Raw genomic sequence first — 8,736 nt, forward strand, 5'->3', positions numbered from 1 at the left:
AAGGGATCAGTTCGGTCGGGCTTGCGCCGCCGCCTGCTTGGCTGGCACCCACGGCACGGGTTGCACCACACTGCCGGGCCTGAACTTCTGGAAGCCCTCGACGACGACGCGATAGCCGGGCTTCAGCCCGTCCTCGACCACGATCTCGTTGCCGAGCGTGCGGCCGACACGCACCGGCTGCAGTACGGCGCGGCCCTCGTCGTTGACGACATAGACCTCGCTGCCGCCCGCATTGTTGCGCTGGATCGCCTGCTGCGGCAGCACGATGGCATCGGCGTCGATACCCTCCTCAATTTGCACGCGCATGTAGGTGCCCGGCAAGAGTTCCGCGCTTGGGTTCGGGAATTCGCCGCGCAGGATTACTTGGCCAGTGCCGGGGTCGACCGTGACATCGGAAAAGAGAAGCCGCCCGGAATGTGGGTAGAGGGTGCCGTCGTCGAATACGAGGCGCACCTTGGCGGCGTTGGGCGATACCTTCTGCAGCCGGCCGTCGCTGAGATCGCGCTTGAGCTGGTTCAGCTCGGTCACGGACTGCGTGAAGTCGGCGTAGATGGGATCGAGCTGCTGGATGGTGGCGAGGTGTGTGGCCTCGTTCTGGCCGACGAGGGCGCCCTCCGTCACGAGCGCCCGCCCGATCCGCCCGGTGATCGGCGCCCGCAGGGTTGCGAAGTCAAGGTTGAGCTGGGCGCGCTGGACGGCGGCCTTCTGAGCCGCGACGTCCGCTTCGGCCTGCTTTTCTGCCGCCAGCGCTAGATCGTACTGCGCCTGGGTTGTGGTCTGCCCGCTGAGGAGCTGCCGCAGGCGATCCTCCTGGCGATTTGCCTGGAACAGTGTCGCGTCGGCCCTGGCCAGCGCCGCCTTGGCGGCGTCGAGTTCGACCTCAAATGGCTTGGGATCGATGTGATAGAGGACGGTCCCTTCCTTGACGAGACTACCCTGCTCGAAGGTTTGCTTGATGATGATACCGGACACGCGCGGGCGTACCTCGGCGATGCGCATCGGCGTGATCCTACCCGGCAATTCCTTGACCAGGGTTACAGCCTTCGGCTCCGCGACGATGATGCTGACTGCGGGAGCCGTCACTGCTGTGTGAGCGGAGGAGGCGGCCTGTTTATCCTGGCAGCCTGTAAATGTGATGAACAGAACCAGGATCGCCACAGTGCCCGTAAGTTGGCTCTGCGTGCGCACACCTACCCGTTCATGCCCAGGTATCGGCTCGCTTCTAATGCGAAGCAGCATCGGACAATCCTCTGGTCTGGCACTGATGAGGCGCGCTCCGAGAGTATCCGACATCGCAATCTCACATGAGACTACCAGAGGGGCCCGGATCTCCGTCTAAATAGGTTCGTGATCTACACTCGCCGTTTCAAGCGCTCGGACGAGAAAAGTCGATTGACTCCCTCAATGAGCCGCATTAGCGAAACGCGCCTTGCTCGTACTAGGCCCGTTACTTAACTGCACAGCATCCCCGGTCCGGGCCCCTTCGGCGAGAGCTGCCGGCGATCTCGCGATGTCGGACCATCTTCGACAGCATAGGCCGGCCGCAATCGACTACCTTGAGCTACATCAACAGGTTCGGGCAGACGTCCTCGTACAGTCAGGTTCCGTTGCAGGCCGCAACCAGAATTTAGGGGGGTGAAATGATGCGGAGGTTTTCGTTGCGCTCCATCCTTGTCACCTCAATGTTTTCTACGCTGGCGACAGCAGGTTGACCCAGGCGCTCTCGATGGGCTCAGGATGGCGGGTCTTCTCGATGTGATCCGCCCCACGAGAGTGGTTCGCCCTTTGGTATGGCTTTCGAGCCTGGAGGACGGATCGATGTCGAGGAAGCGACCCAAGCCTGAGGAGATCGTCGCGAAGTTGCGGCAGGCGGACGTGCTAGTCGGCCAAGGAGTCGGCCAAGGCCAGAGCGTGGCGGAGGCGACCCGCGCGATCGGCGTGAGCGAGGTGACCGACTACCGTTGGCGGCGTGAGTACGGCGGCCTGAAGACTGATCAGGTCCGGCCGATGAAGGATCTGGAGGCGGAGAACCAGCGGCTCAGGAAGGCGATTGCCGATCTCACCCTGGACAAGCTGATCCTGCAGGAGGCGGCCCGGGGAAACTGACCAGCCCCGCGCGCCGACGCGCCTGCATCGAGCATGTCCGGACGGTGCTGAATGTCTCCGAGCGCCGCGCGTGTCATGCGCTCGGGCAGTATCGCTCGACAAAGCGCAAGTTGCCGCGGGGCAGAGATGACGAGGCGGCGCTCGTCGCCGAGTTGATCGAGCTCGCCCGCACCTACGGCCGCTACGGCTACCGGAAGGTCGCCGCCCTGCTGCGGGCGGCCGGCTGGCGGGTCAGCGACAAGCGGGTCGAGCGCCTCTGGCGGCAGGAGGGGCTGAAGGTGCCAGCCCGCCAGCCAAGGCGCGCACGGCTGTGGGACAGGGATGGTTCCTGCATCCGGCTGTGGCCTGAGCAACGCAATCACGTCTGGTCCTACGACTTCGTCGAGGCGCGCACCCATGACGGGCGCAAGTTCCGGATGCTCAACGTCCTCGACAAATTCAGCCGCGAGTGCCTGGCCATCCAGGTGGATCGCAAGCTCAAGGTGGCGGACGTGATCAATTTTGCGTGTTGTGCGCAGGTGGTGAGCCGCATTCGCGCGCAATGGGCCGAGGCGGGCCTCATCGAACTTCGTCGCCGCGCGTTCGAGATCGTCGACCGAGCCAGCGTGGCCGCTGCAGGTCGGGAGCAACCCTCGACGCGTTTAGCGTCCGCTTTTGCGGCTCCTTTTTCCGAAGCGGGCATGCCGCTTTCGGCCAGACTACGCCGTGCCGGATCGCCGACCCGCGCAAAACCAGCCGTTCGGCTTTGCGCCCAATCCGGTCGTTCAGCTGGCCTCGGCGATGTCGCGAAAGCGGACGCCGTAACGGTCCAAATTATAGGTCTGCTTGCGGGTGGAGCGGGGGCAGAAGGCAGGAGCACGAGCGAGTCGTGCCGAGACTGTCAGGAATTTCGTGTTGGGCGGCCATAGTGGACCCGAAGGAGGTTCCCGATGGCCCGACGCAAGGCGCCCCACATCGACGGCGTGCTGGCGGCCGCCTGCAACCGCTATCTCGCCACTCTGCCCGACCAGGGCTGGGCTGACCCGTGGGTCGAGACGGTCAGCATGGTCGACGGATATGTGACGATGCAGGAGGGGTAGCCCGCCAAATCGGGGGCGCTTAGGCAACACGAATCAGATAGTCATGAAAAAGCCGCCCGGGTCCTCCCCGAGCAGCATAATTCATCAGTCGAATGCCCGTGCTTTACTTCGGCATCAGCACCGTGTCGACGACGTGGATCACGCCGTTCGACTGCATCACATCGGCGATAGTCACCATCGACCTGCCGCCCTTGGCATCGACCAACTCAATTTTGCCACCCTTCTCTTCGGCGGTCAGGGTTTCACCCTCGACCGTCTTGAGCGTCGCCTTGCCCTTGCCAGCCTTGATCTCCTTCTCGAGATCGGCGGCGGTCATACGGCCCGGCACGACGTGATAGGTCAGGATCTTGGTGAGCGTCGCCTTGTTCTCCGGCTTGACCAGAGTGTCGACGGTGCCCGCCGGCAGCTTGGCGAAGGCTTCGTTCGTCGGCGCAAACACGGTGAACGGGCCTGGCCCGTTCAGGGTGTCGACGAGACCGGCAGCCTTCACGGCGGCGACCAGGGTGGTGTGATCCTTCGAGTTGACCGCGTTCTCGACGATGGTCTTCGACGGATACATCGGCGCTCCCCCGACCATCACCGTCTTCTCGTCCGCCGCCTGGGCCGCGAAGCCGAGGGCGCCAGCGCCCGAGACCGCGATGGCGAGCGTGAGACCAGCGACCTTGAACATGCGTGTCATCCGTAACTCCAGTTGTCCGACTCCGTCTTGCGGGGCCATTAGGTCTTACGGACCCCGGATGGCGGAAGTTTCAGGGTCGGCTCGGAACCAGAAGGCCGCGGCGACGGCCGAGAGTGGGTTTCTTTAGGCAGCCGAGCCCGCGCCAAAGGATGTCGCTTGGCTGGAGCTGCTCAGGAGGCGAGAATGAGATCGCCTTCCCGGGCAGCGCGCTCGCCAACTTCTGATTTTATTCGGTAGGATGGCTCACCTGAGCGATCATCCGGCATGAGCCGGACCACCTCAAAGATGCCGTCGACAGTGCTTTTGCTGCGGGAGTAACTGGTTCCGAGCTGCTGGACGTTCTGACCGACTTTGAACTTATGAGACATCTGCCATCCTCCTGGGTGTTGACGCTTTGCAGGCCGGATACGGCCTACCGGCGGGCCTTCGCCTTGCGGGCAGCAAAGCGTGCATCACGCGCAGCCTTCTGCTCGGCGGCGAGCGCAATCTGCCGCTCTGCCTTCTCGGCGGCCTGACGGGCGACTTCGGCCACCTCGCGCTCCCTTGCAGCAAGGGCTTCAGCCTCGCGCTCGGCCTCAGCTGCAAGACGGGCTGCTTCCCGGTCGTTGTTCCGCACTTCTCGCGCCTGAACGAGAGCTTGCCGCTCGGCCTGCCGTGCGAGGACAGCCGGATCATCCGCTGCGGGGCGTGCCCGGAACCGGTCGAGCGTGGCCTGCCGCGCTTTGGCAGTCGCCTCAAGGCGATCGACGAGCTGGTCTGTTTTGAATTGACCCACGTACATTCCTTATGCGCACCACAGGTGAGGCCAGGTGCGAGAAACAAATGAAGCCGCTCCCGGGGGAACGGCTTCGAAACTCGTCATAGGCAGATGAGCGAGGCTCAAGCGGCCTGAAGGCTGCCGGCGGACTGCTTACCAGTGCGGCGGTCGGACTCCATCTCGTAGGAGACCTTCTGCCCCTCGATCAGGTTGTTCATGCCGGCGCGCTCGACGGCCGAGATGTGGACAAATACGTCCTTGCCGCCGTCATCCGGCTGGATGAAGCCGAAGCCCTTGGTGTCGTTGAACCACTTAACGGTGCCGATGCTCATAGGTATTCCGTATCTATATAGGCAAACAAATGGGGCGAGCGCATGCTTCACGCGCGCTCGGTCGCTGGTCGTCGAAAATGGGAGAGATGCAGAGCGCTCGCCCAGATGAGGCGATACGGCCGAATATCTGGCCAAAGATCGATCTGTGATCTCTACACTAATGGCGCGCTAATCACAAGCGCAAGTCCGATCGGGGCAGACATGTTTGGAGGCGCTGATACGTTCGCCCCCTCGCCGCGACGTGCTTTGGCTTCCCGCGTACGACGCTGGTGCGCTCCGTTCCTTAGGGAGGCCGACTGGGGGCCATTCCGGTGCAGTCTCTGCGGCTAAAAGGATCGCGGCGGTCAGTGCGTCGAGAGCGCGGCAGGCTGGCTTCAAGGTGGCAGGGTCATCTGGTGGAACGCACGGAGACGTACAGTGCTTGGCAGGCTTCATCGCAGCACCTCGGAGCCCAAAAGCGGCTGGGGCGCGTTGTGTTCTCCGCGAGGGCGCGTTCGTCGCTGCTCCTTCAGGAGACACCGATGAACATGCTTGCTCGACTGATTTCTAGGGTAGTCCAGTTTTTCTCTGGCAGCGGAGATGAACGGCGCAACCGCTTGATGACCATGGATAAAGAGGGAGGCGTCTACGAGGGTGAGACTGCGGCTAGAACCAGGAATTTCGAAGCCGATTATCGGGCTGCCATGAAGCTCCTGAAGATGCGGATGGATAAGAGCTTCCCGGACAACTACAACGCAAGGTTGAGTTCCGGCGCGAACAGCACCTACGATCACGGCGAGGATCGTGCCGCCGCTGTCGACACCATGTCGACGGCGATAGTCATGGCGCTGCGGAACGGAGCCACTGTGAAACAGGCAGAGGAAGCGGGCGCGGCGAGCGTGGGTATTTAGAGCGCCTAACAAAACCATCGTTCGATAAAGCGCCAGACGATGAGGGCGGCAGCCAGCGTCGAGAATGCGAGATGGATGTCGGCCCGTCGCTCGTAGCGGATGGCGAGGCGACGGAACTGGGCGAACCAAGCCAGGGTCCGCTCGTTGGGCCATCGGTTCCGTCCTCTGTCGGCTCAAAAGCCATACTTCAGGGCGGACCACTCCCAAGGGGGCCGATCAGTCGTCGTGCCTCCCAGCCTGACGCGCCAGGCGCCGCCACGTGAACAGTTGCGAGGCGCTCAGTCCGTGTCGGCGTGCCACCGCGCTGATCGAGGTGCCCGGCCCATCACTCTCGACGACGATGGCGGCCTTTTCCTCATCCGACCACGTCCGCCGCCGGCCGGCCCCGGTGAACAGCTCCAGGCGCCGGATCGGCTCCGACATAGCCATACGCCCTGACATCGACATGTGACGGAGCTCCCATTCCGCTCCGTATGTCGCCTTCACACCGCCTGCCGGAAGGTGCCGCCCAGACAGCGCTTACCGAACATCGGGCGGCCGAACACCTTCAAGGGGTACTCGGGGAGGGCGTTCCTGTGAACTGCAAGTCATGGAAGCACCGTCCGTGTTCCTGGAACAAAACTGGAACCTGTGCGGTTACACAGGCATAGCCAGCTCCCCGGCGGAGCCATGGTCCGGGAGACTAACCAGGTCAGATCCGGGACGCCAAGTCACAATCCGGAGGGCACCGGCAGCGAGCGGCGGATTTCCGCCGCAGGAGCGGGAACGGGGTAGCCCCTCACCCGCAGACGACCGGACAGCGGATCGATGCGCGTCCAGTTTGCTCCGCGTCAGACCTCGGCAGAGGTCGTGTCCCCTGGCGTGGTATAGCTTCGAGCGAGCCACCACGATCACCGGCTTGGGCCGGGATGATCAGGCTGCCAGGGCCGGCAGGCTGACGAGGGGATCATCGGGGTCTCTTGGGTTCGGGGTTGGCTGTCGCACAACCCGACCCTACCCGGCAGCCGCCGATGACCACCCGTCAGCTACGCCACCGCCTGGGACACAACCCCTCTCCTCAGTGCAATATTCCGGAGCGGATCATCACAACAATCCATTGGTATGGCCGCCGCGAGGAACCAACTAAAAGCCGTCGACGTGGATAGCGGCCAAAGCGCTCACGTGTATTGATGATCCTGACAGGAAGGAAGAAACGAGCTGCCCGTATCCCAGATCCAGACACTGGCGTTCACTACGGCGACGATGAGCAATCCGCGCACCCAGTGCCTTTCGCAACTCGCGTCGCGCAAAGGCGTTCTGGCGACTTGCATGCGGATAGATCATTTCGCCACGACGCCAGTGGCGGATCGGCATCAGCTTCGCCCAAGCGAATTTAGCGGCCCCGCATCGAGTTGCTTGAGAATCCGTGTCAGTGCCGCGACGTTGTTGTTGTCTTCGGCGCTTTCGAGCGCGTCCTGTAATACCAGGCGGATGTCCTCGGCTTCGACCTTCTCCATATCCCAGTTCGGATAGAGACGCTCTCGCTCTTCCTCGCTCTGGCTCAGCGAGACGATATCGTAATGGCGCGAATCGCCATGCAGGCTCGCGATCAGCTTCTGTATCTGAGCGGCCGGCCCCTCGATCCACTGAAAGAACACGCCGCTGCCGAAAACCAGCACCCCGGTGATACCGCGCGCGAGATTGTGGCGCTGGGCCGACTCGACGATGCGGCCGACCTCCGCGTCGTCGACGCCGTCGGCGGCACGGCTGCAGTAGACGAAATGATAAAGCGCGGGCAGCGCGGGTTCGTCCAACTCAGAGCCGCGTAGAAAGCCGTATTCGTCGAGCATAGGTGGGCTCGCTCCGTTTATGCCAGGCAGGCCGTTCCGCCCGGTCCGTGAGCGGCAGGATAGCGCAACTGACCTGATTTGGAATTGCACCTAGTCGCCCAGGCCGTGGCGCGGACACCGAAGGTGCTGCTACTCGACAGGCCCACCAGCACGCTCGCCCTCGGCCAAACCAATTCGGTGATGACCTTGGTGCATGATCTAGCGCGAAGCGCGGCGTGATTGCCGTCGCGGTGCTGCACGACACCGTTCGCGATGGACAACATGGCCGCCCGCATCCGCTCGATGATTGAGGGCAGCAAGGAGCAGGCCCAGCGCTCGTAGCTTACGATCGTTTTCCCGGAGTCAGGGACTGAGCGCATAACGTGCGCCTAGGGAACCTAGGGGTCATCACACCGCGGCATAGGCGTCACCAACGCATCGAGCTTTGGACTGCCCAGGCCCCGCGGCCGCTCTCAAATGAGTTCGATCATATCGTCTGGGCGCTACCACCCGCAAGATCGAGGAGCCGCTGCGCGAGAAGCACCGCCGTTGCCGCGTCGACCGCAGACGCGTCCGCTCCGACTTGTTTGACAAGTTCCGGGCGCTCCAGGAACACCGGGCCTCCGACCATGACGCCGATGGATCGATTGCACGATGCCTCGCGAACGGAGCGGATCGCCATGGCGAGCTGATCGACGCGCGTCTCGTTGCTGAGCGTCAGGCCGACGACGCCGAACCATTCGGACGCTACCAAAGCGGCGATCTCTTCCGGGCTGGAGGAGAGCCCGATCGACACCACCCAGCCGGCCCTGTGCAGGAACTGCTCGACGATCCGCACGCCGAACGTGTGCTGCTCGCCGGGGGCGCTCATCAGGAGCAGGCGACGTTGCCCGTCGAGTGGGACTGCATCCCCGTCCACCCGGAACCGCGACACGAGACACTGTAGGCGGGCGACACCCGTCGTCGCCTCGATGAAATCGCACAGATCGTCGTCCCACATGCGGCCCAGGAGGGCCGCGGAGGGCGCCAGCAGATCGAGGAACAGCCGATCGACGGGATGGCCTTCCGCCACCAGGGCCGAGAAA

The 8,736-nt window shown here is 63.4% G+C and carries 10 protein-coding genes and 2 pseudogenes; 3 read left to right on the top strand and 9 right to left on the bottom strand.

The genetic code is table 11. From position 1 onward, the window contains the following. Positions 1 to 6 precede the first annotated feature (6 nt). Positions 7 to 1,239 (bottom strand): efflux RND transporter periplasmic adaptor subunit, encoded by a 1,233-nt coding sequence (locus Q8W67_RS24380; protein WP_305550435.1) that lies wholly within the window; start codon positions 1,237 to 1,239, stop codon positions 7 to 9. Between the two features lie 579 nt (positions 1,240 to 1,818). Here Q8W67_RS24380 and Q8W67_RS24385 point away from each other — a divergent pair. Both Q8W67_RS24385 and Q8W67_RS24390 read left to right on the top strand, forming a co-directional pair. After that, a pseudogene (locus Q8W67_RS24385) lies at positions 1,819 to 2,606 on the top strand (IS3 family transposase); the annotation flags it as partial. Positions 2,607 to 3,035: 429 nt separating this feature from the next. Further along, a complete protein-coding gene (locus Q8W67_RS24390; protein ID WP_305550436.1) occupies positions 3,036 to 3,185 on the top strand; it encodes a hypothetical protein in 150 nt (49 codons plus the stop codon). A gap of 103 nt (positions 3,186 to 3,288) precedes the next feature. On the opposite strand, the gene Q8W67_RS24395 is transcribed toward Q8W67_RS24390, so the two are convergent. The 4 genes from Q8W67_RS24395 to Q8W67_RS24410 all read right to left on the bottom strand — a co-directional run bounded on the left by Q8W67_RS24395 (position 3,289) and on the right by Q8W67_RS24410 (position 4,953). Beyond that, positions 3,289 to 3,855, bottom strand: a complete 567-nt coding sequence (locus Q8W67_RS24395) for a fasciclin domain-containing protein (protein WP_370693950.1) — start codon at positions 3,853 to 3,855, stop codon at positions 3,289 to 3,291. 179 nt (positions 3,856 to 4,034) lie between these two features. Continuing rightward, entirely contained in the window at positions 4,035 to 4,232 is a 198-nt protein-coding gene (locus Q8W67_RS24400) for a hypothetical protein (protein ID WP_305550438.1), read from the bottom strand. Between the two features lie 44 nt (positions 4,233 to 4,276). After that, complete coding sequence (locus Q8W67_RS24405) at positions 4,277 to 4,639, bottom strand: DUF6481 family protein (RefSeq protein WP_305550439.1); 363 nt, start codon at positions 4,637 to 4,639, stop codon at positions 4,277 to 4,279. 104 nt (positions 4,640 to 4,743) lie between these two features. Continuing rightward, positions 4,744 to 4,953 carry a cold-shock protein gene (locus Q8W67_RS24410; RefSeq protein WP_305550440.1) on the bottom strand — a complete coding sequence of 70 codons (210 nt, stop codon included), beginning with the start codon at positions 4,951 to 4,953 and terminating at the stop codon, positions 4,744 to 4,746. Positions 4,954 to 5,474: 521 nt separating this feature from the next. On the opposite strand from Q8W67_RS24410, the gene Q8W67_RS24415 reads away from it, so the two are divergent. Further along, entirely contained in the window at positions 5,475 to 5,843 is a 369-nt protein-coding gene (locus tag Q8W67_RS24415) for a hypothetical protein (RefSeq protein ID WP_305550441.1), read from the top strand. 5 nt (positions 5,844 to 5,848) lie between these two features. On the opposite strand, the pseudogene Q8W67_RS24420 reads toward Q8W67_RS24415, so the two are convergent. The 4 genes and pseudogenes from Q8W67_RS24420 to Q8W67_RS24435 form a co-directional block, all read right to left on the bottom strand. Continuing rightward, positions 5,849 to 6,007: pseudogene (locus Q8W67_RS24420) on the bottom strand (IS5/IS1182 family transposase); the annotation flags it as partial. A 52-nt stretch (positions 6,008 to 6,059) separates the two neighbouring features. Continuing rightward, positions 6,060 to 6,272 carry a transposase gene (locus Q8W67_RS24425; RefSeq protein WP_305543018.1) on the bottom strand — a complete coding sequence of 71 codons (213 nt, stop codon included), beginning with the start codon at positions 6,270 to 6,272 and terminating at the stop codon, positions 6,060 to 6,062. Positions 6,273 to 7,195: 923 nt separating this feature from the next. After that, positions 7,196 to 7,672: a BLUF domain-containing protein gene (locus tag Q8W67_RS24430; protein ID WP_305550442.1), complete on the bottom strand. Its 477-nt coding sequence runs from the start codon at positions 7,670 to 7,672 to the stop codon at positions 7,196 to 7,198. Between the two features lie 466 nt (positions 7,673 to 8,138). Next, the coding region (locus Q8W67_RS24435; protein WP_305550443.1) for a B12-binding domain-containing protein at positions 8,139 to 8,736 on the bottom strand (598 nt) is incomplete at its 5' end.

The organism is Methylobacterium sp. NEAU K, from assembly GCF_030700285.1.
Classification (GTDB): Bacteria; Pseudomonadota; Alphaproteobacteria; order Rhizobiales; family Beijerinckiaceae; genus Methylobacterium.

Bases quoted from the DNA above. Each gene is read 5' to 3' on its own strand.
- Q8W67_RS24390 (WP_305550436.1), top strand. From the start codon at position 3,036: ATGGCCCGACGCAAGGCGCCCCACATCGACGGCGTGCTGGCGGCCGCC.
- Q8W67_RS24425 (WP_305543018.1), bottom strand. From the start codon at position 6,272: ATGGCTATGTCGGAGCCGATCCGGCGCCTGGAGCTGTTCACCGGGGCC.
- Q8W67_RS24395 (WP_370693950.1), bottom strand. From the start codon at position 3,855: ATGTTCAAGGTCGCTGGTCTCACGCTCGCCATCGCGGTCTCGGGCGCT.
- Q8W67_RS24410 (WP_305550440.1), bottom strand. From the start codon at position 4,953: ATGAGCATCGGCACCGTTAAGTGGTTCAACGACACCAAGGGCTTCGGC.
- Q8W67_RS24400 (WP_305550438.1), bottom strand. From the start codon at position 4,232: ATGTCTCATAAGTTCAAAGTCGGTCAGAACGTCCAGCAGCTCGGAACC.
- Q8W67_RS24380 (WP_305550435.1), bottom strand. From the start codon at position 1,239: ATGCTGCTTCGCATTAGAAGCGAGCCGATACCTGGGCATGAACGGGTA.
- Q8W67_RS24415 (WP_305550441.1), top strand. From the start codon at position 5,475: ATGAACATGCTTGCTCGACTGATTTCTAGGGTAGTCCAGTTTTTCTCT.
- Q8W67_RS24430 (WP_305550442.1), bottom strand. From the start codon at position 7,672: ATGCTCGACGAATACGGCTTTCTACGCGGCTCTGAGTTGGACGAACCC.